This is a genomic window from Paenibacillus sp. MDV22-iso6, from assembly GCF_058408365.1.
Genome location: NZ_JBZVDZ010000008.1, coordinates 260,910 through 285,826 on the forward strand (window position 1 = coordinate 260,910; position 24,917 = coordinate 285,826).

The 24,917-nt window shown below is 47.2% G+C and carries 20 protein-coding genes and 2 riboswitches; of the genes, 1 reads left to right on the forward strand and 19 read right to left on the reverse strand.

All coding sequences use genetic code 11. The features are described from left to right. Positions 1–14 precede the first annotated feature (14 nt). Positions 15–1,532, reverse strand: a complete 1,518-nt coding sequence (locus AC4PM4_RS22905; protein WP_491614648.1) for a HAMP domain-containing sensor histidine kinase — start codon at positions 1,530–1,532, stop codon at positions 15–17. Between the two features lie 44 nt (positions 1,533–1,576). Continuing rightward, the gene (locus AC4PM4_RS22910) at positions 1,577–2,260 is read right to left on the reverse strand and encodes a response regulator transcription factor (protein ID WP_063566209.1); all 684 of its coding nucleotides are present in this window, start codon (positions 2,258–2,260) and stop codon (positions 1,577–1,579) included. 279 nt (positions 2,261–2,539) lie between these two features. Between AC4PM4_RS22910 and AC4PM4_RS22915 the strand changes: the two genes are divergently transcribed. Next, positions 2,540–4,294 carry an alpha-glycosidase gene (locus tag AC4PM4_RS22915; protein WP_063566210.1) on the forward strand — a complete coding sequence of 585 codons (1,755 nt, stop codon included), beginning with the start codon at positions 2,540–2,542 and terminating at the stop codon, positions 4,292–4,294. Positions 4,295–4,442: 148 nt separating this feature from the next. Here the strand turns inward: AC4PM4_RS22915 and AC4PM4_RS22920 are convergent, their stop codons facing one another. The 17 genes from AC4PM4_RS22920 to AC4PM4_RS23000 form a co-directional block, all read right to left on the reverse strand. Beyond that, a complete protein-coding gene (locus AC4PM4_RS22920) occupies positions 4,443–4,955 on the reverse strand; it encodes a PadR family transcriptional regulator (RefSeq protein ID WP_090954050.1) in 513 nt (170 codons plus the stop codon). 118 nt (positions 4,956–5,073) lie between these two features. Further along, positions 5,074–6,291, reverse strand: a complete 1,218-nt coding sequence (locus AC4PM4_RS22925) for a YhgE/Pip domain-containing protein (RefSeq protein ID WP_274569356.1) — start codon at positions 6,289–6,291, stop codon at positions 5,074–5,076. Positions 6,292–6,547: 256 nt separating this feature from the next. Continuing rightward, entirely contained in the window at positions 6,548–7,492 is a 945-nt protein-coding gene (gene sdaAA, locus AC4PM4_RS22930) for an L-serine ammonia-lyase, iron-sulfur-dependent, subunit alpha (protein WP_064642635.1), read from the reverse strand. Then, positions 7,482–8,171, reverse strand: coding sequence for an L-serine ammonia-lyase, iron-sulfur-dependent subunit beta (gene sdaAB, locus AC4PM4_RS22935; RefSeq protein ID WP_064642637.1), 690 nt, complete (start codon positions 8,169–8,171; stop codon positions 7,482–7,484). Before sdaAB ends, sdaAA begins: the two co-directional genes overlap by 11 nt. A gap of 111 nt (positions 8,172–8,282) precedes the next feature. Further along, positions 8,283–8,426, reverse strand: a riboswitch (glycine riboswitch). A gap of 4 nt (positions 8,427–8,430) precedes the next feature. Beyond that, positions 8,431–8,554, reverse strand: a riboswitch (glycine riboswitch). Between the two features lie 337 nt (positions 8,555–8,891). Then, complete coding sequence (locus AC4PM4_RS22940) at positions 8,892–10,169, reverse strand: MFS transporter (protein ID WP_079695830.1); 1,278 nt, start codon at positions 10,167–10,169, stop codon at positions 8,892–8,894. 29 nt (positions 10,170–10,198) lie between these two features. Next, positions 10,199–11,290 (reverse strand): phosphotransferase, encoded by a 1,092-nt coding sequence (locus AC4PM4_RS22945; RefSeq protein WP_170867908.1) that lies wholly within the window; start codon positions 11,288–11,290, stop codon positions 10,199–10,201. Positions 11,291–11,517: 227 nt separating this feature from the next. Next, on the reverse strand, positions 11,518–12,273 hold the full coding sequence (gene pstB / locus AC4PM4_RS22950) for a phosphate ABC transporter ATP-binding protein PstB (RefSeq protein ID WP_063566217.1): 756 nt from the start codon (positions 12,271–12,273) through the stop codon (positions 11,518–11,520). 12 nt (positions 12,274–12,285) lie between these two features. Beyond that, complete coding sequence (gene pstA, locus AC4PM4_RS22955; protein WP_063566305.1) at positions 12,286–13,173, reverse strand: phosphate ABC transporter permease PstA; 888 nt, start codon at positions 13,171–13,173, stop codon at positions 12,286–12,288. A 2-nt stretch (positions 13,174–13,175) separates the two neighbouring features. After that, entirely contained in the window at positions 13,176–14,111 is a 936-nt protein-coding gene (pstC, locus tag AC4PM4_RS22960; RefSeq protein WP_063566218.1) for a phosphate ABC transporter permease subunit PstC, read from the reverse strand. A 115-nt stretch (positions 14,112–14,226) separates the two neighbouring features. Continuing rightward, positions 14,227–15,150, reverse strand: coding sequence for a phosphate ABC transporter substrate-binding protein (locus AC4PM4_RS22965; RefSeq protein WP_063566219.1), 924 nt, complete (start codon positions 15,148–15,150; stop codon positions 14,227–14,229). A gap of 199 nt (positions 15,151–15,349) precedes the next feature. Continuing rightward, positions 15,350–15,556, reverse strand: coding sequence for a hypothetical protein (locus AC4PM4_RS22970; RefSeq protein ID WP_176854702.1), 207 nt, complete (start codon positions 15,554–15,556; stop codon positions 15,350–15,352). Between the two features lie 140 nt (positions 15,557–15,696). Next, positions 15,697–16,989: an arsenic transporter gene (locus AC4PM4_RS22975; protein ID WP_090810194.1), complete on the reverse strand. Its 1,293-nt coding sequence runs from the start codon at positions 16,987–16,989 to the stop codon at positions 15,697–15,699. 189 nt (positions 16,990–17,178) lie between these two features. After that, complete coding sequence (locus AC4PM4_RS22980; RefSeq protein ID WP_491614649.1) at positions 17,179–19,275, reverse strand: methyl-accepting chemotaxis protein; 2,097 nt, start codon at positions 19,273–19,275, stop codon at positions 17,179–17,181. A 216-nt stretch (positions 19,276–19,491) separates the two neighbouring features. Continuing rightward, positions 19,492–20,535, reverse strand: a complete 1,044-nt coding sequence (locus AC4PM4_RS22985; protein ID WP_063566221.1) for an EAL domain-containing protein — start codon at positions 20,533–20,535, stop codon at positions 19,492–19,494. Between the two features lie 213 nt (positions 20,536–20,748). Then, positions 20,749–23,007 (reverse strand): bifunctional 2',3'-cyclic-nucleotide 2'-phosphodiesterase/3'-nucleotidase, encoded by a 2,259-nt coding sequence (locus AC4PM4_RS22990; protein WP_063566222.1) that lies wholly within the window; start codon positions 23,005–23,007, stop codon positions 20,749–20,751. Positions 23,008–23,485: 478 nt separating this feature from the next. After that, positions 23,486–23,902: a pyridoxamine 5'-phosphate oxidase family protein gene (locus AC4PM4_RS22995; protein ID WP_063566223.1), complete on the reverse strand. Its 417-nt coding sequence runs from the start codon at positions 23,900–23,902 to the stop codon at positions 23,486–23,488. 511 nt (positions 23,903–24,413) lie between these two features. Continuing rightward, positions 24,414–24,872 carry an NUDIX domain-containing protein gene (locus tag AC4PM4_RS23000; RefSeq protein WP_090954060.1) on the reverse strand — a complete coding sequence of 153 codons (459 nt, stop codon included), beginning with the start codon at positions 24,870–24,872 and terminating at the stop codon, positions 24,414–24,416. Between the last annotated feature and the right edge of the window lie 45 nt (positions 24,873–24,917).

Genomic DNA, 24,917 nt, shown 5'->3' on the forward strand with positions numbered 1-24,917 from the left:
AAGTCGGCTGAAGTTTAAGTTTTGTTTAAAAAAAGGTACGGCCTTGATTTCCCAGCTCCTCCGCCGCTATAGAGGCATACCCGCAATCCATTCTCAGAGCTGTCTACCCTCTTCCGCAGCCCCATCTCACGAATCAGCAGATCCACGATGGATAACCCCAGACCTGTTCCCTTGGTATCCGAATCTTCCTGCAATCCTGGGCCCCTATCCTGAATAACAAGAGCCTTCTCCCCATGGATCTGTTCTGTCGATATGCCAATATATTTTCCACTCGCTGCATGACGGATGACATTCTGAAACAGGTTATCGAGAACACGACGTAATCCCTGCTCATCCACCTGCCAGAACAACGGTTCTTCCGGCAGATCGATATCAATCTCAAACTGCTCTTTCTCCCAAACGGGATACCAGGCCGCTGCCGTTTCTCTGACGATTCGCAGGACGTCCTTCTGTTCCAGCTTCAATGTATATTTTCCGCTGGTGAGCAGGTTGTACGATAACATGTTGTCGATCAATCCGCTCAAATCATCCATCTTGGCTTCCATACGACGCAATGAAGTATCCGCAGCCGTGCTTAGTGGTTCTTTGTGAAGGGAATGCATATGTCCACGGATGACGGTCAGCGGTGTACGCAGATCATGCGACAATCCCGCGACAAGACGTTTGCGAAGCTGCTCTTCCTCCCGCTCCCGGTGACGGCTGTCTGTCAACTGATGCACCATTTCGTTGAACGATTCCTCCAGATGTCCAATCTCATCCGATCTGCGAATCTCCACAGGAAGGGGAATGCCTTCCTTGCCCGGAGTGATCATCGCCGTCTGGAGCCGGATGAGCCGCTTGCGAATTCGCGCAAAGAACAGGATCGACATGATGATAAATAACAGGAAGATGATCATCATCAATCCACCCAAATACAAAAGTTCCATAGGCCAGTTGTTCTGTGGCTTTTGCAAAAGATACCTTGGAACCTCAATCACCATAAACCCTTGTCCCTTGTCTTCACTATCTCCACCCACAAAAGAAACAACCGTTAGCGGATCACGATAGGAGGCTTCCTTCATAAATTCCAGGGAGCTGTTTGCATTCCATATCGAAGGAATCCGGGTCTCTGTATTCGGATGATCCAACGTCCATTTCAATGTCGTCATTGTTGTTCCATCCACGGTGGACTCCGATACATCAACGTCCTCTCCAGCGAGAATAAATGCCGTTTCACCGTTTTGGTCCACACGGTACATCGAAGAATTGGGATATTTCCGGTGCAGCTGTTCCATACGTTGATTGATTTTTTCAGATGTCGCCCCATCCAGCTTCTCGGATTCCCGGGTCCACAGGTTGCTAATTTTCGTGCTATCGCCATAAGGTGCCGTATTGTCTTTATTTGTATTGTTCACCACCACCACATAGATAATAGATGTAATGGGGAGAACGACCGGCACAAACAAAACCGCTGCCAAGATCAGGAGAATATATCGGGACATCAAGGTCCGTCCAAAACGCATTTTCCGTTTGCCTGGAAGGCTACGTTTCACTCCCTTATTCCTATCGGATGGATCGCGCATCGTCGCTTTTCTTCTCATGGCTTCTTCACACGATACCCAACACCACGAACGGTTTGAATGATGGTTGGGTTCGCCGGATCACGCTCCAGCTTCTCGCGCAGATGCCGGATATGTACCATTAATGTCTTGTCCCCGTCCAGATAAGGCTCGTTCCAAACGGCTTCGTAGATCTGTTCCTTGGTTCGAATCATGCCCATATGCCTGAGCAGGTAGGCGAAGATATGAAACTGTTTGCCCGATAAAATAATTTCTTCCTCTGTCTCCTCATTCACGATCCGGTGATCCTTCTCGTAGATGGACAAGTGGTCCAGTTTTACCACGGTATCGGCCGAGATCGCTGTCCCTGCCTTCCGAAGCTGGACTTCAATCCGTGCGGCAAGTTCATCGGGATGGAATGGCTTGGTTACATAATCATCGGCAAAATCAAGCCCATGCAGCTTGTCGTCAATGGACGTTCTAGCCGAGAGCATGACAATGGGCACTTCAGGATGTTCCTTTTTGAGTCGCTGTCCTACCGTAAATCCATCCAGTCCCGGCAGCATGACATCCAGAATAACCAACGAGCAGCCCCCGGCAGCTTCAGCCGCACCTTCACCACTTCCGAGCCATACCACCTCATATCCACGCTCCTCCAAGTCGGCCCTAACCCATGTGGCAATTTCCGTATCGTCTTCAATGTATAACAGTTTCGTTTTCATGCGCGTATTCGTTTCCTTTCTGTACCCTTTGGGTTAATTATATATTTGAAACATAATGAAGTATCTTGTTTATATAAAATGTACGAATGATGATCACACGACCATGGATATCCTTTTATTTTAAATTATACCTTAATCATCCGCTTCGCATAATTCATGCAGAGATTGAGAGGTTGATTCAACAACATAAGCATGTGGCATTCATCCCGAGATTGATTTGCATCGAATGCAGCTACTTGCTCACATACTACGTGTGTATACGACGGGAGGAGATTCAACATGCTGCTGGAAGCCATCTATCATCAACCAAAACGGAACTGGGCCTATGCCTACGATAAGGATACCATTCGTCTGCGTCTGCGTGCCAAAAAGAATGATCTCACCGAGGTACATGCCCTGACTGGGGACAAATACGCCTGGGATCGCACCAAAGAGCTGGTTCCTTTAACCAAATATACATCCGATTCCATGTTCGATTATTATGAGGGGCAAGTAAAGCCTCCGTATCATCGACTGAAGTATTCCTTCCTGCTGAAAAGCGGCACAGAACAGATCTGGATGACCGAAACGGATTTCCAAACGCATGAACCCGACGATCCTGGTCACATGTTCCAGTTTCCGTACATCCATCCCGGAGCTGTATTTACACCGCCTGCATGGGTGAAGGATGCGATCTTCTATCAGATCTTCCCTGAACGATTCGCAAATGGCAACCCCGACCTTGATCCAGAAAAAGTGGAACCCTGGGGTGGTGAGCCGACCCCGTTTAACTTCTTCGGCGGTGATCTCCAGGGCGTCATCGACCATCTGGATTACCTTGAAGAGTTGGGCATTAACGCCATTTATTTCACACCAATCTTCGAGGCAACGACCAATCACAAATACGATACCGAAGATTATTTGCGAGTAGATCGGCATTTTGGTGATGCAGATACAGCCAAACGGCTTGTTGAGCTGTGCCATGCACGCGGAATCCGGGTGCTATTGGATGCGGTGTTCAATCATTCTGGGAAGACTTTTGCGCCGTTTGTGGATGTGCAGAAGAACGGGGAGAAGTCCAAATATAAGGACTGGTTCCATGTGCATGAATTCCCGCTGGACGTGAAGGATGGCATTCCTACGTATGAAACATTCGGATTCGAAGCCCACATGCCGAAGCTTAACACGGAAAATCCCGAGGTGAAGGCGTATTTGCTGGAGGTCGCCGAATACTGGATCAAGGAAGTGGGCACCGACGGCTGGCGGCTGGATGTCGCGGATGAAGTGGATAATGCGTTCTGGCGCGACTTCCGCCGTGTAGTGAAGGCTGCGAATCCGGATGCCTATATCCTGGGTGAGGTATGGAATGAGTCCTCCTCCTGGCTGCAAGGTGATCAGTTCGATGCCTCGATGAACTATCCATTTACGGAAGCCGTAAATCGTTTTTTTGTAAAAGATGCCATGCACGCCGAACAGTTCGCGAACTCGATCGGTCGACAACTGTCCCGCTATGCGCTGCAAGCCAGCGAAGTGGCGTTCAATCTGCTTGATAGCCACGATACACCACGGCTGCTCACCTTATGTGAGGGTGACCAGCGGAAGATGAAACTGGCCGCGTTGTTCCAATTCAGCTATATGGGTGCCCCGTGCATCTATTACGGGGATGAGATTGGGCTGGACGGCGATCATGATCCCGGCTGTCGGAAATGTATGGAGTGGGATGAGACGAAGCAGGATCGCGAGCTGTTCACCTTTTATCAGAAGCTAATCGCACTTCGCCATGCCCATCCTGCCCTGCGTGCAGAAGGCAGCATTCGATTCCTGCAGGCCCGTGAAGGCGGAAGCCAGCTTGTGATGGAACGACAGGATGAGGAGGAGCGCATTCTGATCCTTTTCAATCGTTCGGAAGAAACAGCTATCGTGGAGCTCGAAGCGGGTGCCGGGGAATGGACGGAGTTATTTGGCGAGAATTATCGTACAGCCAAGGAAGAGGGAATTCTGGCCGTTGAGCTGCCCGCATATGGATATGCTGTACTAAGTACAGATATCGCGTAACTTCTTCATATTGTTGTATCCTTGCAATTCCAACGCATTGCAAGCAACGCCGGATAAGCGCTCACAGACCTGTTACTAATCTGTAGAGCGCTTTTCTGCGTTATGGATGGATCGTCAATTAATTTAGTGACACGGATACTATAGAAAGCTACAGAGGCGCGGTCAGCTGTTCCTTGAGCAATCGGATGGTAGCCTCATATTGCACAAGCCCCACTTGCATACACAAACGCTGTGCAGGTGAGATCTGTTCGCCAAATTGCTTCATCTGGCGCTGCAGCTCGGCATACAGCAACTCTTTACGATTCAGCTCCGACCGGACCCACCCTGCGACAGTATCTTCATCCGCCAGCTCTCCGAAATACAGACGCATCAGAAAATCAGAACGGAACACCTCTGCTTCCAGGGGACTCATCAAATAGGTATTGAACTCCGCAGACCCTTCCGGTGTTAAGGTATACACATTTTTGTCAGGTTTCCCTTCTTGTCTAACGGATTCTTTGGTCAATAACCCTGACTTTTCCATCTTCGCAAGTGTGGGATAAATGGTGCCAAAGCTGGCATCGAAGAAAAATGAAAAATATTGTTCAAAGTACTGCTTGATCTCATATCCGGAACATGGCTGATTGTGCAGTATTCCGAGGATGACATGCTGCGTGTTCATCGGTGTACCGCTCCTTTCCAATTGCTCTTAACGTATCACATCCTCCCTTATACGTTCAACATCATCAGACGTTCACGGATTGGCTTATCCGGCAAAAGGGGGCTTATCGTTATCCATATTATCCACGATCAGGTGAAGGCAGGTTTCCAGTCAGAGCGACAGGTGTCGCAGCAGTCTTGGACTCCAAAGGTATGCCGGATTGTGCAGGACCTGAGCGTTTGATCCATGTGCACACCGCTCCCAAAACCAACGTCGCCGCTCCAATCACTACCAGAAGCAGAACATCATGACTAATTCCATCTCCGCCAAGCACCAGATTCATCATACCCTCCACCGCGTAGGTTGCCGGCAGATAATGACCGATCTGTTGATAGAAGTCAGGCATGACATCGCGCGGAATGGTTGCGCCTGATGACAACATCAGCAGAGGCAACAAGGCACTGTTTAACCATGCTCCAGCATTTCCAAGCAGCAGCAAGCTCAATTGCGCCACGAATAGAAAAGATAAAGTAATCAACAACTGAAATAGCCATAACATCCACCATCCATCTGCTGATGATACACCCATAACATGCATCATCCCTGCTCCAACGAGCGATACGATAAATGCAGCACCAACATTGATGATATTGCGCGCCCAAAAGCGTTCCCATTTTCCTGCCCTGCTACTGAGTTCACCAGAAACCTTTTGCAGATTCATGCCAAGAAGCATTGCACCTGTAAAGGTAGCCGTCACAATCAACATTGGTACCATGGAAAAAGCAAAGTTATGAACTGGATTCAGCCGTTCCACTTCTGCCTCCACCCGGGAAGATAACCCCGCTGCCATCGCATTCGCCTGATCGTCAGCCATACCTGATTGATTCAGCACTCCCCGAATGCTGTTTTGCTGTACTTCACGGTTCAACGTCGCTGTAACTTGTGCGGATACGGTCTGCATCACACTTTTTACGGTAGCCACATTGGATTCATTCATTACATACTTCACTGCCACCGGGCCTGACAAGTCTCCCGCCTGCTGCATGAAACCGGATGGAATCTCGATAATCATGTATACATCCCGGTCCGTTAACATCTGTCTGGCTTCTTCCATAGTTGCCGAAGGTTTAATCGCGAAATGAAGCCCCTCTGCAAGAGACTTTGCCACAGGCTCAGCCGCAGCCCCATCTTCATTTACGATGGTCACAGCAAGCTGATTCATCCGTGCATTTACCTGATCATATCCACTAAGCCAAATGGTATTAAAAAAAACCTGGAACAGTACGGCTGTAATTAACCCGACTACTGTAGCTCCATTTTTCAAAAACAGAAGACTCGTTTGAAAAACACTTTTCATGTTATCCATCTCCTTAATTTGTATAACTTATTCTCGATCTTATATATCGTGTTGATATATGAAAATAAATAATATATCTAAACGATATATAAACGTCAATACCTTTTTATTTTTCTTTGTTGGAACAACAAAAAAGCCGATACGCTTCTTCACCAGGAAGAATTCGTATCGGCTTTTTTATCAAGATGGGAGCAGATCATTACCGTTAATGATCAAGCTCCACGAATTAAATTCAGTTCATGTACGTTCATGCATGTTATGCCTTGGCTTCTGGTTCATTTTCAGCAGGAGACTCAGCTTCAATCTCAGGCTCAGCACGCTTCGCCTTCGGTTTAGCAAGCTTCTCCATCATTTTCCGTCCTGTCGGTGTTTGGGCAAGCCCACCTTGGGCCGTTTCACGGTGCCTGCTCGGCATCGCACTGCCCACTTCCAGCATGACATCAATGACTTCGTCAGAAGGAATGGCACTTCGTACCCCGGCCAGCGCCATGTCGGCCGCAGCCAACGCAGTTACGGCACCCAGTCCGTTACGCACGATGCACGGAATTTCCACGAGGCCTGCGACGGGATCGCAGATAAGGCCTAATGTATTTTTTAACGCGAGGCCAACCGCATGAACCACTTGCTCCGGCGTCCCTCCACGCAGCTCCACCATGGCTCCAGCGGCCATACCGATGGCAGAACCCACTTCAGCCTGACAGCCACCCTCGGCACCGGAGATAAATGAATTGTTGGCAATGACATAACCAATCGCTCCCGCACAGAACAGACCGTTCACCAGATGCTCGTCACTCCAGCCAAAACGCTCTTGGGAGCTAATAAACACACCCGGAATGATGCCGCAAGAACCGGCTGTTGGTGTGGCAACGATCCGGCCCATGGAGGCATTCACTTCCGATACACAAAGGGCATACGCCATGGCCAGTGCAGAAGCATCTCCAGAACAAGTCTCACCTTTACGAATGTACTCAGCCATTTTTTTGCCGTCTCCGCCAGTCAAACCGCTGCGTGATGTCGTATCTTCTGTCAGCCCTTTGTGTACAGCTTCCTTCATCACCTGATAGTAATCCGACATCTGCCGTACAACATCCGCTTCCGGGATATTCGTCTCCTGAACCTGCTCTTCGATCATCAGCTCGGCGATGGTTTTGGATTCTGCTGTACAGATGGTATTCAGTTCATGTAGATGTTTAAACCGCATCAGGCTCGACCCCTCTCTTCAAATCAATCACGCGAATGTCCAGCATATGATCCAGTGACCGCAGACGGTTCAGCATCTCAGGATTTGGCACACCATCCATCTCCATCGCTGTCAATGCTTCACCATCCCGGGCTTTCCGATCCACTTGCATGTACCCGATGTTCACCCCGGACGAACTGATGGTGGAGGTTACGGAAGCGAGCACCCCTGCTTTGTCCGAATGGCGCAGTACAAGTGTGGGAAACTCTCCGCTGATCTGTACACGAAAATCATTCAATGCATGCACCGATACACTACCTCCGCCAATGGAAGCACCAATTAGTGAGCATTGACGGTCTCCATGCCACAGTTCAATCTTGACCGTATTCGGATGAGGAGCAGGCAGGCCACTTGTAAAAAACTCTACCTCCATACCCACTTCCTCTGCATATTGTTCTGCATCCGGTATACGTGGATCATCAGTCACATAATCAAGCAGGCCACCGATTAACGCAAGATCCGTACCATGCCCCTGATACGTATCGGCGAACGAGCCATACAGTGTTAATCGAGCGCGTTCAGGCGTGCACCCCAGCCACTGACGGGCAATTCGCCCCAATCTTGCCGCTCCAGCCGTATGTGAACTTGATGGACCTGTCATGGACGGACCAATAATTGAAAAAACGTCTTTAAAACGCATCGCAAACCCTCCATTTATAATCGTCATTTTCATCCAGACGTACACCCATAATGTTCCTTTATTACTGAATGATGACATCAAAAAAGGACAGAAGAAGGCCCTAGGCCCTCTCTCTGTCCTCGATACCTGAGAGTTTCATGATAAGCAGCGCGGCGGATCGATGCAATCCCTGTATTCACAGGTGATGTCACCCTGCACACCGTGCTGCTTGACCATATACCCCTTGGGTGGCGCAGTTTCGCGCACTCTCCAGAGTTGCGTCCAACGATGGTACATTTACCTGAGAGATTAACCACTGCGCCGGGTGCGTAGCAGCTTGCTCCTTCGGTGCCCGACAGCTGCCATTTTACTCGACATGCCCAGGTCTCTCCCGCTCGCTATCATTCGCTGTATGGAACCATTCTGATCTTGTAACAGAACGATAATTGAAGTTTTTAATACTTTCTCATTAAGATTAATCGACCGGAAGATCAGTGTCAACAAACTTAACGATTTCTTTGTGAATATTTGCTTTTTTCCATTTTATACACTAAATAAATTAACGAACTGTAAACTTTCATCACATGAATGTGTTAATGCGTTTCATCTCGAAAGCGTATACATTGTTCATTTTCTATTAGTGACTATCAGTGTTTAATACTATTTATGTTATGTTCCACAGAACGGTTCGGGTATTCAGGTAACCTTTATTCTGTACTAGAATTGCCGTATTTCTGCCTGTCACCCCACCATCGCCTTGGGCTTCGATGGTTCATCGTAATACCTGCTTCGGGAAGGAAGCATACTCGTCACCCACAATCCCAACGCAGCCAGCAGCATAACCCCGGATACAACTGTATATACCATACGAAGTGACAACTGCTCGGCCACTACGCCTGCAATCAAAATGGAAGCCACCTGTAGCATACTTAACACTAGTCCAAGTACACTGCTCATTCGCCCCATCAGATCGACAGGGATATTATTTTGATAAAAGGTAACCAGGCCCGTATTCGCCAGTGCGGAGCACAGACCGAGCAGAATAAAGGCAACCGCCGCCAGCTCAAACGAGAATGAACGGGAGAACAGAAAATAACCCAGCGCGACCAGAAGTACACCGCCACCCATCATGTGACGGATCGGCAAATGTTTGGCGAACATCCAAACCAGCATGGAACCTGCCAAATAACCGATTCCGGTGATACTCATTAATGCTCCGTACTGTGATTCAGGCAGGTTCATCACCTGACGGATAAACACCACTTCCTGAGCATCCAGCGACATGCCGACCACCAGAATAATCTGGAACAGGGCATATATACCGACCACGTAGCCCGACTTTCGGCTGAAGCTCAGTACAGCTCTCCAATCCTGGGCAATCATCCGAGGTGTGAGTCTGCTTCCCGTCCCTATATTCTGTTCTCCAATGCCCAGTTTGGGAAGAAACATTAGAATCAACGCAGAAGCAGCAAAAGAAACCGCATTGGCATAAATGGCTGCCGCCGGAGATAAATAAATTAGCATCACTCCTGCAACTGCTGGGCCGGTAATAAATGCCCCTGAGCTGATCAGGGCTTGTAGGGAATTGAAGCGCTTGCGCCGTTCAGCAGGTACCAACCGGGTAATGTATACCTGAGAGGAAGGGACAAATATAGATGAAGACATGCTGATCAGAAACATCACTGCGTACATCATCCATAGGCTGGACATCAGTGGGAGCGCCGCCACCAACAATGCCCGTAGCATATCAGCACCAATCATCAGCTGTCGCTGATCATAACGATCAATCAGGCTGCCTGACCAAAACTTAGTGCACACCGAAGCAATCGGCGAGATAATCCACAACCCTGCGACTGCCGCTGGAGACTGTGTCATATTCAATACCATCAGGTTGATCGCCACAATATATATGAAATCACCCAGATTGGATATGCCCACTCCGCTAAGTAGCAATCCGGCATGCTTCCAGCCACCAGACTGCCCCTTCGATGCAACTCTCTTTGCACGAATGTTCTTCATAGCGCTACCCACCCACTAGAAATCACAAATTATAACTCATAGAAAATACTCTCGTTCTGCAGATATGGTCTACAAAATTTGCTGCATATAAGAGGCATCCGCTCTTTCATCCATTCGTACCTGGACTCATTCTCCATCTGAAATGCAAAATAGCCGAACGTAAAGATCAGCATGAATCCTTCCATTAACCGAATATCACGCTTCGTCAGTGGTCCTGTCTGCTCCGTATATCCCGATAGGAAGACATCCCGTTCCTCCCGATTGAAAATCGTAGCCGCACCTCCGGCATCAAAGAGATAGTAGCCATAACCGTATAAACAAAAATCAATCATAGATATACCCTGATCCGTCACTAGCAGATTGCCGCGGGTAATATCTCCGTGAATTACTCCCCATGTCTCGGCATTGTGCGGATACGTTTCGAGTTGCCCGTTAATGTTCTCAAACGTCTCACGAATCAGATCGAAATCTTCAGGAGTAAAGATACCACGTCTAACGCCTTCCTCCAATTGCTCCAACATGACCAGATTCTCTTTGATCGAGCCATAGGCTGGTCTTACTCCCATTTGCTCTAAGGCAGGGCTATCGTTATATATATCTGAGATGATCGCCTTATCAGCGTGCTGTTCACGGTCATTCGTCTGCTGCCCGCTTTCAGACTTCAGTGAACCCACCTGAGGCTCAGGAGCTCCCGTTGGTCGTCGTCCATATTGGTGCAACGTCTGCAACTGTACGCCCAAATCATGAATCTGCGCTGTTGTCAGACGTTCTCCCTGCTTAATATCCCTGCCCTCAATCCATTCCAGAACAGTACAACAGATCTCTTCTCCTGCTTCGTCCAACCAGACGGTGACCCACTCATCCGATGTATTGCGTACAGGAGTCTGCACCCGCAATGGTCTGGTAGCCCGTAATGTATAAAGTAGATTCATCTCTGCTTCAAGTGCAGGTCGTGTATGCTGGATGCCCGTCATGCTTGCAAAAGCGGCTTTATGTATACGCAATAGGTACTTCTCTCCGGTTGATTCATCAACCACCTGATACGTTAGATTTTCATTATGTCGGATAAAGGAAATTGCAGGCTTTTCTATGGAATAATGCGAGATAATTTCAGTTGCCATGGTGTCATGGGCAATCTTATGGGTAGTTATGATCCACATCTCCTTCTCTTATCAAATTAAAGGTGGTGCTCACAAATATCGTAGCATGATTGTTTTTATTTTGGCAAACTATTCCATATGTAGAATGATGTAAAAAAGCATAACCCCCGAACGACCTCGCCCGAGTGTTATGCTTCCTTCTATCTCTATAAATCTATCTCGATCTCATACTCCATCCAATTTAACAGTTAACCGAAACGTCCCATAATATATTCTTGAGTCAGACGATTGTCCGGGTTGGTGAAAATATGTTCCGTATCCCCGTGCTCAATCATGCTTCCCAGATAAAAATAAGCTGTATAATCCGAGATGCGTGCCGCCTGCTGCATATTATGGGTAACAATTACGATCCGCAGCTCCTTCTTGAGCTCCGAGATCAACTCCTCCACCTTACCCGTTGATACCGGGTCAAGCGCAGATGCCGGCTCATCGAGCAGCAAAATCTGCGGATCAACCGACAACGCGCGGGCGATACAGAGCCGCTGCTGTTGCCCACCCGAAAGGGCCAGGGCAGATTCATTCAGTCTGTCCTTCACTTCGTCCCAGAGCGCAGCGCGACGCAAGCTTTTTTCCACAATTTCATCCAGTGCCTTCTTGTTCTTAATACCGCGGTAGCGGGGGCCAAACGCGATATTGTTGTAGATAGACTTGTGGAAAGGGTTCGGCTTCTGCCACACCATGCCGATCTTCTGACGGAGTTTGATTACATCTGTGCCCGGCTCATTCAGATCATTGCCATCCATCCAGATATGTCCCTCGGTGCGGGAACCGGCAATCTCGTCGTTCATTCGGTTGAGCGACCGCAGGAACGTGGATTTACCACAGCCGGATGGTCCAATGAGTGCCGTTACACTGGCTTCGGGAAAAGTCAGGCTGATCTGCTTAACTGCCTGAAAATGCCCATAATATATGCTTAACTGTTCCGTACCAAAAGGTATGGCCATGTTGGTTCCTCCTTATTTCGAAGCTGTCATGCGGCGGTAAACCACCCGACCGATCCAGCGTGCACTGAGATTGAACGCCAGTACGAGAAGTACAAGCACGGCTGAAGCGCCAGCTGCTACTTCTTTGGAATCCGGGCCAATGCCTTCACTGTTTACTTTCCAGATGTGCACAGCTAACGTCTCTGCCGGACGCAATGGATTGATCGGCGATCTTGGACTCGTTGGATTCCAGTCCGTGAAGTCCAGCGGTGGACTACTCATACCTGCTGTGAACATCAGGGCTGCTGCTTCACCGAAGATCCGGCCCGATGCCAGGATCGTACCCGTGATTAAGCTTGGCAATGCCACAGGCAGCAGAATGGAGGTGATAATTTTCCATTTGGACAATCCGAGTGCAAGACCCGCTTCCTTCTGCTCTTTCGGAACGGCCCGGAACGCTTGCTCCGTTGTCCGCACCATGAGTGGAAGATTGAATATAGCCAAGGCCATGGCACCCGATAATAAGGAGAATCCAAGACCAAATGTATTAACAATTAACAAGAGTCCGAACAAACCAATAACGATAGATGGGAACGAGGATAACACTTCGACAACGAGTCGAATAAAACTTGTGATCCGGCCCGGCTTGGCGTACTCAGCCATATAAATACCGCCGCCCCATCCGAGCGGAATCGTAATAATCAAGGTCAGAACAAGCAGGAATATTGAGTTGAATAATTGCGGTCCAATCCCGCCTCCACCTTTGAGCAGCTGTGGTGCACTGGTCAGGAAGTGCCAGTTAATCTGCCCAATCCCACGTACCAGAATGAAGCCAAGCAAACCGAGCAAGAGAACAACAATGAACAGCGCCAGAACAACGATAACGGATGTGGCAACTTTATCTACCGTTTTAGCCTTCATTTTCATACCCGGTTCCTCCTTTCAAGCAGGCGAACCAGAATGACGAAGACAAAGGTCATCACCAGCAGGACAAGCGCCATACTCCACAGTGCATTATTATGAACAGATCCCATCGTGGTGTTACCCATACTCAGGGTGATTACACTCGTTAACGTTGAAGCCGATTCGAGCAGTGATGTCGGTACATGTGGTGCATTCCCGATGACCATCTGTACGGCAAGAGCTTCACCAAATGCGCGTGCCATACCAAGTACAATCCCTGTCAGCAAAGCTGGAAGAACCGTCGGGATAATGACACGGTAGATCGTTTGCCAGCGTGTTGCCCCCAGTGCGTAGGACGATTCACGCAGACCTTTCGGCAGTGCAGACAGTGCATCTGCCATAATACTTGTTACGGTAGGCAAAATCATAACAGACAGAACCAAACATCCGGCTGCAATCCCGACGCCGGCTCCGCCAAACATGCTGCGCAATAAAGGAACGATAACACTGAGACCGATAAACCCGTACACAACGGAAGGAATACCGGACAGCAGCTCAATCGCAGGTTGCAATATCTTTTTACCTTTACCTGGTACAATCTCGGTCATGAAGAGCGCTGCACACAAGCTAAGTGGACTTGCAATCAGAGCTGCAAGTAATGTTGTTATGAATGAACCGGTAATGAACGGCAACGCTCCATAGGCAGCAGGTTCTCCCGTTGGATTCCACGTTTTTCCGGTTAAAAATTCGCGCATACTCACGCCATCCTGGAAAAAGGTCGACAAGCCTTTGGACGCTACAAAATAAACGATGGAAAACATGACAACGATCAGGAAAACGACACAAATCGACGTATAGATCCGTCCCGTCCACTCTTCCCAATAATGCTTCTCTCTCAAGGGCCGGCGCGGTTTCAACTTGTTGTTCATTACCGTTCCCCCTTCGGTCTGTTCCATAACAACCATCCTTCTATAGTAGAATTCATGCAAAATATGGGATTAATCCAGAGCAAACCGCGCAAAGAGGCAGGACCTGGGTCCGCCTCTCTCGCTGTATGCGCAAGTTCAAAGATTATTGAGTCACAGTGCCTGCTGCGTCACGTTTTACTTTCATGCCGGATACTGGGATGTAACCAAGCTCCGTCACGTCGTTTTGTTGAATTTCGTCACTCAGGATGTAGTCGAGGAATGCTTTTGTTGCTGCATCCGGGTCACCTTTGGTGTACATGTGCTCGTAAGCCCATACCGGATAAGTTCCTGCTTCTACGTTTTCAACCGTTGCTTCTACACCTTCGTATTTCAAAACTTGCAGGCTGTCATCCAGGTAGGACAGAGCCAAGTAACCAATTGCGCCCGGCGTTTCAGCTACGAGCTTTTTAACTGTACCAGAGGAATCTTCCTGAATAGAACCTTGGATATCTTCCACTTTTGTTCCCAGTGCAAAGTTCTCGAATGTTGCACGAGTACCGGAGCTGCTAGGACGGTTTACGATAACGATGGCTTGATCTTTACCGCCAACATCTTTCCAGTTTGTGATTTTACCAGAGAAAATGTCGATCAGTTGTTGCTTCGTCAAATCTTGTACACCTGCATCTTTGTTGCTTACTGGAGCGATGGCTACAACAGCCACTTGGTGATCTTTCAGTTCGCTTACTTTTGCTGCGTCATCGATTTTCTCTTCTGCAAATACGTCAGAGTTACCGATTGTAGCTTGTCCCTCGGATACTTGTGTCAAACCAGTACCACTACCGCCGCCTTGCACTTGTACCATCACGTTCTTATATTCATCAACTGCCATAAATTTTTGTCCAGCTTGCTCTACCAGAGGTTGCAGTGCTGTTGATCCAACAGCGAGAATGTTACCACTAAGTTCAGTAGCAGTTTCTCCTGTGGAATTATTGCTTCCCTCTGTACCAGCGTCATTTTTCGATCCGCATGCTGCGAGTACCAGTACGAACGTTAAGGTCATCAAAATGAACGGCAACTTTTTAAACATGTTTTGTTTTCCTCCCCCAAATTAGTGACGGCGATTTGCTTTTATTTTTGTTCACCATCAACTCTTTATTCATTGTAGTTGCGTTATGTCATCTCAAAATCAATGTTTTGTAAACGCAATGTTAAAAATGTTTACTGTGGATTGAAATACATCTGTGACAAATTGCGCTGAAGTGGCCGCTCCGGGAACGGACGTTGTTTCAATCGCTGTTATCCCCGGATTTATATGATTTACTTTTCTCAAGGAATACATCCGGGGATAAAGGCGAACGCTTCGCTTTTACACAATCGTTCCGTTCCCTGCGCTGTGTCAGCGCTGGTTGTGTCTCAGGCATTTTAATCCTCAGACTGGGGATGGCAAAAAAGAAGGCCAGCACTGTAGAAGGCTGGCCATTGTGTACATGCATAATGTAAAAAGAGAATTTGATTCTTCTATAGAAGAATCAAAAAAACTGCTTCATAGCTGGTAGGTAACACCAGCGTGTGAGAGCAGCTTTTTACAATAAGTTGGATCATATGATGATTGTTAATGTAAATTACGATTTTACTAACCCAGAATCCATAGCCATAACGCTAATCCGGCCAAGGTGATTAATAGTGTGGGAATGGTTAAGATGATGCCTGCCTTGAAATAATATCCCCATGTAATCTTTACACCTTTGCGGGACAGCACATGCAGCCACAGTAATGTGGCAAGTGAACCGATTGGCGTCATTTTGGGACCCAAGTCGGAACCGATCACATTGGCATAGATCAGCGCCTCACGCACAATACCTTCGGTGTGTGCACCCTGAATCGCCAATGCGTTAATTAACACGGTGGGCAGATTGTTCATTACGGATGACAATATCGCTGCGATCATGCCCATCCCCACTGAGGCAGCTAACAGACCATGGTCTGCGATGGCATCTAGCCAACGGCTCAAGTGATCGGTTAAACCGGCATTACGCAACCCATACACCACGATATACATGCCCACCGAGAACACGACAATGGACCATGGTGCTTCTTTAATCACGCGTTTCAGGTCCACAGCTTCGCTCTTTCTTGCCAATATGGCGAACAAAAGAGCTACGGCGCCGACGATAACCGATACGGGAATCGGCAAAAACTCACTGGAGGCATAGGCCACGAGCAGCAGCACCAGCATGAACCAGGCGATGCGGAACATCCGCGGATCACGAATAGCTTCCCGTGGATCACGTGCTGCAGAAATATCGTAGCGAAGCGGGATGCTTTTGCGATAAAACAAGAACAGCATCCCGGTACTCGCCACGATGGAAAAGAGATTAGGCACAATCATCCGCACCGCATATTCCACAAATGTAATACCGAAATAATCCGCAGATACGATATTCACCAGGTTGCTGACGACCAGCGGCAACGACGTTGTATCCGCGATAAATCCACTAGCCATAACAAAGGCAAGTACCATGCGCTCATCGAACTTCAATGCACGTACCATCGCGAGCACAATCGGGGTGAGGATTAGCGCTGCACCATCATTGGCGAAGAGCGCCGACACCGCCGCGCCGAGCAAAATGGAATAGATAAAGAGCCTACGTCCATTTCCTCCTGCCAACCTTGCCATATGAAGAGCGGCCCATTCGAAGAAACCTGTCTCATCGAGTATTAATGAAATCATGATAATGCCGACAAAAGCGAGCGTTGCATTCCATACAATGGATGCCACATCAGATGCATCGTTCAGACTGACGACACCACACATCAATGCTAGCAGAGCCCCACCCATGGCGGACCAACCAATACCTAATCCGCGTGGTTGCCAGATAACCAATGTGATGGTCAGGACAAAAATCAGAATTGCTACAAATGTCATAAAGCCTCCTGCGCCGCTGTATTCATCATGTTTTGGAGCATGATATGAGAATGGCCTGCCAGATATGATTACACTGCAATTATTGCGGATAAACCAGACGCTATAGTTATACAGGGCTGCAGGAGAAATGTCTATCTTTATTTCCTTCTAATTTCTATAGAAACTGAGATAAAAGATATCGCCTAATGGTCAGGACTTGTCCCCATCCTTCGGCGTGTCCTCCACCATTTTGAACATACCCAACAATCCTTGTAGTTGCTCCGCCATACTGTTCAGATGTGCTGAAGACGAAGCGATCTCCTCCACAGATGCCAGCTGTTCCTGTGAAGATGCCGAGACGGATTCCGTATTCGCAGCAGATTCTTGGGTCACAATCGAAATATCGTTCATTGCTTTGGCAACGTGGGAAGCACCATTCTCCAATTGCTTCGTTGTTTCGGACAAATCATCCAACGTATGAACAGCATCCTCTACAGCTTCCCGAATCTGTGCAAAGGATTGTCCGGACGTATTCACGGCCTGAATTCCGTCTCCAACCCGAGTCTGAGCTGCATTCATAGCGTTCAGGGCAGCATCCATATCCTGACGGATATTATGAACGAGTTGACCAATCTGCGCAGCCGAGCTTCCCGATTCCTCTGCGAGCTTCCGTACCTCTCCCGCTACAACTGCGAAGCCACGGCCAGCATCTCCCGCTCTTGCCGCTTCAATGGAAGCATTCAGAGCCAGCAGATTGGTCTGTTTCGAAATTGTGGCAATCACATCTACCATACTGCCGATCTCAACAGAGCGTACATTCAGTGACTGAACCACCGTCGCCAGCTGTTCCACCGTTTCTTGAATGCTATTCATCTGCTCTACTGCCTGACCTGCAGCCTCATTACCTGAATAAGCCGCTCCAGATGTATGCCGCATATTCGTTGTAATGGATTGCACTCGCTCAGACATCATGCGAACATCTTCCGCCATTTGGCTCATTTTTCCCGATCCATCCGTTACACTCTTCACTTGCTGCTCGGCACCCTCGGCAAGTTCCTGAATTGCCATCGTTGAATGCTCAATAGCTTTGGTTGTTTGATCCGCACTAGCGGACAATTCCTGTGAGGAGGCAGATACCTGCTCTGCTGTTTCCTGTACACCCAGAATCATCATGCGCAGATTGTCGACCATCCGTTCAAAGTACTTCGCCAGATCGCCTACCTCATCTTTGCGTCCTGTGTCCAATTTTACCGTCAGGTCGCCTTTACTTACGGATCTGGCGGATTCCTGCAGACGTTTAATCGGACGCAGCATCGAACGTGTAAACCAGATAATAAAGATCAGAGTAAGTAATGTGGCAGCCAGGATAACGATGAGTGTAGCCATCCGAATGTCTTTACTTGCATTGGATACTTCACTTTTGAACATTGTACCGCCAATTTTCCACCCGGTTTCCTCATTCGTAGAGAAAATCATGGTTTTGGGATCATCATTATAGATATAGCTGAACTCGCCCTCCTTGCTCTCGAACATTGGATCCAGCGTTGTTGTTTGTTCTTGTGTACCAGCTTCCACGACTGGGGATACGACATAATTTTTGTCTGCATCCAAGATAACGACATACCCTTCCTTGCCAACCTTAATGGAAGCCTGCTCACGCAGTTCGGTCAAATCCATGGACAAACCAATAACACCCGATTGATCATCAAGCGTTTTGGAGACAAAGACAACAGCAATGCCGTCCGTATTCTTGGATACAGGTGACACTACTGGAGTACCCGGTTTCTCCATTGCAAGTTTGTACCATTCTCGTTCCCGGGGATCATAAGGTGACCCTTGTGAACTTCCCGCAGATTCCTTGCCACGGACCATGACTCCCTCTTTGGTCCCCACAAAGATATTTAAAGCATCCGGATGCAGTCCAAGATACTGTTTCAATTTCAGCTCAAGCTCAGGGCTTTCATTTTGTCCTTTAATCATGTCAGTTACAATCAAACTAGCAAAATAATTGATATCATGAATCTTAGCATCCACATGTGTGCCAATGATTGAATTCGTTGTGTCTACACTTTGTTTGGCACTGTCCATCAGTTGGTCTTCCACCGTATAATCAGCGATAATCAGCGTAACGATCCCAATGGTTAGACTCGGCAAGAGCAGAACCGCCAGGAAGGATACCAATAATTTGTTCCTTATGCTCCAGACGAAGCCTTTTTTCTTTTTGTTTTTCTTTTTCGGTTTATTATCTTTTGGCTTGGCTGGCTTGATTGCTGCCTTAACTTGCTCATTCCCCCGAATGTTCCCCATTTTGCTTCTCCCCCTCCAAATATAAATCTGCCCTTTTTCTTTTTTATGTAAGACCTCTCCAACCTAATTAAATAAGGTGTCACATAGACGCCCATCTAATCTAAAGGCCTATCCTATATATCGGTTGGATGAGCGTATTTATAAATTTACATAGCATGACAAACAAGCCACTCCGATCATGCGAAGTGACTTGTTGGTACATCCGTATTTTATTGTTTATGCAGATGTTTTTCCGTAGGGACCTTGTGGCGGATATGCGGTTGGTTTACCAAAATAATACCCTTGTGCCAAATCAATACCCACGGATCGACAGAAATCAAATTCCTCGATTCGTTCAATGCCTTCGGCAAGTACCCGCCCCTCAAATCGACGCGACATCTCAACAATATTGATAATTTGCTGCTGTTTGTTCAAATCATGATCACAATGATCAATGAGGCTCCGATCTATTTTGACAAAATCCGGCTTCAGCCGATTCATTACTTCGATCGTCGAGAATCCGGCCCCCACGTCATCCAAGGCAACCGACATTCCATGAGAACGATACACCTCAAAAATATGCTGCAAGATGGACATATGCTGAATCTGTTCCGTTTCCACCACTTCAAACACAAAATCCTTAGGGTCTAGCGAAAGGCGTTCAATCGTCTCAAATGTGTGCGTCAGGCAGTATTCGGGGTTATAGATGGAGGAAGGCAGGAAATTCACAAAACGTTTGACACCATGCGGTAAAAGAACGGCACTCGTCTCGATGGCAGCAACACGGGCTGTCCGATCCAGAAAAGAATGCAATCCGGTATCCCTTGCAACTTCAAATAATTCATATGCACTGAAGGGTCTACCCTGTTCAGCAGGACGAAGTAAAAATTCAAATCCGATAATCTGCTCCGATGCATCTACGATTGGCTGCATATGACTGCTGAATTGATGTTCCAGAATAACAGAAACCAGATCAGCATGTTTGAGGCGAGCTTCCTGCATGGATAGACTAATCCAGCTATCAGCATCGGCCTGGCCATACAGTGGAGTGACCTGAACCGTTAACATATCTGGCAGGGTCGCTTCAATCTTGAGAATATCCTCAATACAACGTTGTACAGATTCAAGATTCAAAAAATGCATCCAGATGAGTTCATCCGAATGTTCGATATGTCTTCCCTGCTTTTGCAGTGCTTCCAGCAAAGCGGGGGAGATGGGACGCATATACAGGGTACCTTGATCCTCTATAGGATGAATTGGACTGCAGCCACTGCAATTCATGTAGAACCCCCTTGCCAGTTTGTGATTCTATCTCATTAATGTTTACTGGTATATACCCAAAGTTTGTAAATATTATAGCATGGGTCTTGAAATTTATCTCTACTGTTTTGATGACTTCAACTATGACGGTTACTGATGAGTTAACGAATCAGCATAGCATGAAAAAGACCGACAGTCTGATGACTGTCGGTCTTCATTTACCGCTAATTAATCTTAAGAAGCGGGAATTACAATTTTCTGTCCAACTTTAAGATTGTGCACATTTGTAATTTTATTTACGGAAACCAGCTTGCGCCAGTCCACACCATATTTCAAGCCGATGCGGTAGAGGTTATCTCCTTTTTTCACCACATGAACCACTTTGCCGCCTGCTGGTTTCTCAGGTTGTGGCTTGGTTGTAGGTTTAGTTGGAGTTGGGTCTGGCTTCGTAGGCGTTGGAGCAGGTTCCACACCTGTTTCTGGAGTCGTTGTTGCTTCTCCTGTCAATTTCAAGCCATACTCAGCAAAACCGTCTTTGTTTGTCCCAATGAAGGACATCGCCGGGTTCGCTTCAACCAATGCTTTGGCATCTGGGGAAGACGCGAACACCACTTCAAGATCGTTAAGTGCAGCTGCTGTTACACCTGCAGAAGGCTTAATTGGTGCAAGCGACCAGTTGCCATCTGCTGCCGGGTTAATCGTTTTGTTCTCACGGATGTAATCAATGATCACTTGACGGTTCTCATCCGGTGCAGCCAAGACGATACGTTTACCGTCTGGGTTAGCCAGTTTGGACGAAGAAGCACGATAGTTATTCGTTGCCACGATGAATTTTTGTGCTGGATCAACCGGTTTACCATTGAAGCTCAGGTCTTTAATCCGGTTAGCTGATGCATTTACAATCGTTGCTTTGCCATCGTATTTCGCTGGTTGAGTTACATCAATTTGGTACGTAACACCATCGATAACGTCAAAGTTATACGTTGGGAAGTCCATATTGACCAATTGTTGCTGTCCACCTTTTGCCGGATCGATCTGGTTAAATTGACCAGCAGACCATTCCAACCATTCTTTCAGCTCAGCGCCATTCACCAATACGGCATGTACCGTATTTGGATACACGTACAAGTCAGCTACGTTTTTAATCGCAATGGTGCCTTTAGGGATATTCGTGTAATACGAAGCACCTGAACGTCCGCCTGCTTTGAACGGAGCGCCTGCAGACAATACAGGAATATCTTCGTATTCTGTTCCTTGCATATGTTTTTCAACATACCATTTCTGTGCATTGGTAACGATCTGAATGGATGGATCATCCTGAACCAGTGCAAAGAAGCTGTTGATTGGAGCTGTCGTTTCGCCGACTGGACCACGCACATACTCAAGCGTACCTTCATGTTCGTCATGAACAGCATCAACGATCTCTTGATCAGCATCTACCAGAGCCTTTTTGTTGGCTGTGTCATAGATTGGGCGTGCCTCCACTTTGGAGTCTGCCACTTTCCATTTGCCGTCTACCAGTTCCAGATCCAGATCGATAATTCCAAGGTGGTCACCCCAGAAGCCTGGCTCTACAGCAGGAACGCCATTGATTGTACCTTTTTCAAGGTCTACACCTTTTTTACCGGCAAAATCAGCGCTCGGGAATACTTTGTGGGCATGTCCGAACAGAATGGCATTAATGCCTTCAACCTGGCTCAGATACAATACTGAGTTTTCCATCAGATCCGTTTGCGGAATATCTTCAAAACCGGAGTGAGGAATAGCTACAATAATGTCGGCACCTTCAGCCTTCATTTTAGGAATGAATTTTTTCGCAGTAGCGATAATGTCTTTGGCAATGACTTTGCCTTCCAGATTAGCGCTGTCCCACTGCATGACTTGTGGTGGTACAAATCCGATGACACCCACCTTGATGGTGTGCTCTTTGCCACTCTCATCGGTAACTTTTTTGTCTAAAATTTTATACGGGGTAAAATAGTTCTTGTCATTCGTCTCATCGTCGTCACCGTCATCTACATATACGTTGGCATTGATGTAAGGGAAGTTCGCACCTTCCAGCGTCATGTCAAGGAAATCCAAACCATAGTTAAACTCATGGTTACCGATGTTTCCTGCATCATAATCGAGCAGGTTCATCGCTTTATATACAGGGTGAGTCTCACCCTTTTTGAGTGGATCAATCTTCGCTACATAATCCCCGAGCGGGTTACCCTGGATCAGGTCACCGTTGTCGAACAGCAAGCTGTTCTTTGCTTCGTCACGGGCTTTTTTGATCAGCGTAGCTGTCTTCGCCAGACCATACTGGTCTGTCTCTTTGTCGGAATAGTAGTCATAGTTAATCAGGTTGTCGTGAATGTCCGTTGTTTCCATGATCCGCAATTTAACCTTGGTAGCGTCCGCAGCCGATACAGGTACCGGAAATACCGCAAGCACGTTTAATGCAACCAAAGCGGCAGTCAGGCTTGATAATACTTTTTTACTCTTTCTCAAAATAACCCCTCCCGGTTATGTACATTGAATCATGCATTAGTGAGCAAACGAATAAGCGCAGAAATGCGAAAGATCTCATGGGTTGTGCGTACTGATTTTCTGATCGTATGGTTCAGAATTCCAGGTTAGTTTATCTCACATGAACATCTATTCATATCTGTGCGTACCGTTTACATTCCAAATCATAACGCAATGTTCAGTCATTGAAAAGCATTATTTTTTACGTTATCCGCACATACCTACCCCAGTTTACAATAACATGCGTGATTTCGACATTTTTTGCATGTTTTTGGATGAAAATAGTTTACTCACGCTGTTAAAAACGTATATTACATGTGGCTTACATCTATATCCATATTAGCTGAATCGACCCGTATCAAAAAACCGTGAAGCCTTCTGGCGTTCACGGTTTGCTATGTCTTTTCCAAATAGTCGGCACGGCCTTCCACTTAGAAAAGGTGATTTTCAATATCTAAAATTATTGCTCCCACACCTGATGCTCATGATCTTTGCCGATGTATTCAATCCGTTTTGGGGTAATGTCCAGAATGACATAATTGGGATCGTTCGGGCCGTCAAACCAAGCTTTTAGTTCATCATTCCATACCTGTTCGCGTAAACCTTCATTTTTCGTCACTTCGCATGTTCCTTCAATCTCAACCACTTCCTTGGAGCCGCCCGCTTCATAACCTAGCAAAAGGCTGACGTTCGGATTATTCTCCAGCTCCTCTACCTTGTGCGTACGGCGGTTTGTCGCCAGATGAATGTTCATTCCATCGTTGAAAAGCGCCATATAGCGGGATTTCGGTTTACCGTTCTCCACCGTGGAGAAGCTGCAAAAAGGGTTGTTTTCCAATGCTTTTACAATGTTTTGTTCCAATTCAGTCTGGTTCATGGGACATGCTCCTTTCGATTTGGGGGAATATTTGAAGAACGTTGTAGGCGACCGTTACGGGTACTGATCGTTCTTTCGATCGCTGTTGTCTCGCAGACGATTTACACTGACACTACGAAGACAGAACAACCTTCCAATCGCTGTTATCCCCAGATTTTTTTTGATTCCCTTTTCTCAAGGGAAAATCCGGTGATAAAGGCGAACGCTTTGCTTTTTCAGGTTTCTTCTGTCCTCTCCGTTATCGTGTAAATGTTTAATTCAACGGATATATAAGTGAAAATCTAGGATGCAAGCGAACGCTTCGCTTCTTCAGAATCGATTCCGTCCCCTTCACTACTTCCATTGTTCTTCAACATTGGGGTAGATAAGCTAAAATCTCAAAGATAAGCATACTTGATTGCCTATCTCTGATCTCTTCGCTTATATCACATTGTTGTATATAAGCCTGTACTTATAGTGTACCCACCTCATCTATGGTGAATCCATGAACCCGTTCGTAAACGTGACAGTTTTAATTCAAATCTCCAAGATAAATGCGTGATGAATTCTTATTCTGGAGCAACTCACCAATTGTTTTCGGATATAGGCGAACCTTGGACAGCTCTTCAAGCGGAATCCATTCTACGGCTACCTGATGGTCGTCTGGGCTGGAGCCTTCAAAGATTGTAGCTTTCGCATCAATCAATCTACATTCAAAATAAAATTCAACCTGGTGGACATCGGCATCCCACTCGGCAAATTCATGGTTTTTTCCGATATACTCCCGGATATGCAGCAATTCTCCCACGTCCACCGCCTGTCCAATCTCCTCCAGACATTCACGGGCAACGGCATCCTTGAGTTCTTCGCCTTTCTCCTGTCCTCCGCCGGGGAAAACATAAGCGTCACCATATTGATCCTCCAACCGGATCACCAGCAAACGTCCATCCTGTACAATGACAGCCTTTGCCGAATTACGTATCGGTTTCATGCTCTAATCTCACTCCTTACAAACTCGTATAGTTCGACCTCTGGC

Coding starts and splice junctions, on each gene's coding strand:
- AC4PM4_RS22910 (WP_063566209.1), bottom strand. CDS start 2,260: ATGAAAACGAAACTGTTATACATTGAAGACGATACGGAAATTGCCACA.
- AC4PM4_RS22915 (WP_063566210.1), top strand. CDS start 2,540: ATGCTGCTGGAAGCCATCTATCATCAACCAAAACGGAACTGGGCCTAT.
- AC4PM4_RS22920 (WP_090954050.1), bottom strand. CDS start 4,955: ATGAACACGCAGCATGTCATCCTCGGAATACTGCACAATCAGCCATGT.
- AC4PM4_RS22925 (WP_274569356.1), bottom strand. CDS start 6,291: ATGAAAAGTGTTTTTCAAACGAGTCTTCTGTTTTTGAAAAATGGAGCT.
- sdaAA (WP_064642635.1), bottom strand. CDS start 7,492: ATGCGGTTTAAACATCTACATGAACTGAATACCATCTGTACAGCAGAA.
- sdaAB (WP_064642637.1), bottom strand. CDS start 8,171: ATGCGTTTTAAAGACGTTTTTTCAATTATTGGTCCGTCCATGACAGGT.
- AC4PM4_RS22940 (WP_079695830.1), bottom strand. CDS start 10,169: ATGAAGAACATTCGTGCAAAGAGAGTTGCATCGAAGGGGCAGTCTGGT.
- AC4PM4_RS22945 (WP_170867908.1), bottom strand. CDS start 11,290: ATGGCAACTGAAATTATCTCGCATTATTCCATAGAAAAGCCTGCAATT.
- pstB (WP_063566217.1), bottom strand. CDS start 12,273: ATGGCCATACCTTTTGGTACGGAACAGTTAAGCATATATTATGGGCAT.
- pstA (WP_063566305.1), bottom strand. CDS start 13,173: ATGAAGGCTAAAACGGTAGATAAAGTTGCCACATCCGTTATCGTTGTT.
- pstC (WP_063566218.1), bottom strand. CDS start 14,111: ATGGAACAGACCGAAGGGGGAACGGTAATGAACAACAAGTTGAAACCG.
- AC4PM4_RS22965 (WP_063566219.1), bottom strand. CDS start 15,150: ATGTTTAAAAAGTTGCCGTTCATTTTGATGACCTTAACGTTCGTACTG.
- AC4PM4_RS22970 (WP_176854702.1), bottom strand. CDS start 15,556: ATGCATGTACACAATGGCCAGCCTTCTACAGTGCTGGCCTTCTTTTTT.
- AC4PM4_RS22975 (WP_090810194.1), bottom strand. CDS start 16,989: ATGACATTTGTAGCAATTCTGATTTTTGTCCTGACCATCACATTGGTT.
- AC4PM4_RS22980 (WP_491614649.1), bottom strand. CDS start 19,275: ATGGGGAACATTCGGGGGAATGAGCAAGTTAAGGCAGCAATCAAGCCA.
- AC4PM4_RS22985 (WP_063566221.1), bottom strand. CDS start 20,535: ATGAATTGCAGTGGCTGCAGTCCAATTCATCCTATAGAGGATCAAGGT.
- AC4PM4_RS22995 (WP_063566223.1), bottom strand. CDS start 23,902: ATGAACCAGACTGAATTGGAACAAAACATTGTAAAAGCATTGGAAAAC.
- AC4PM4_RS23000 (WP_090954060.1), bottom strand. CDS start 24,872: ATGAAACCGATACGTAATTCGGCAAAGGCTGTCATTGTACAGGATGGA.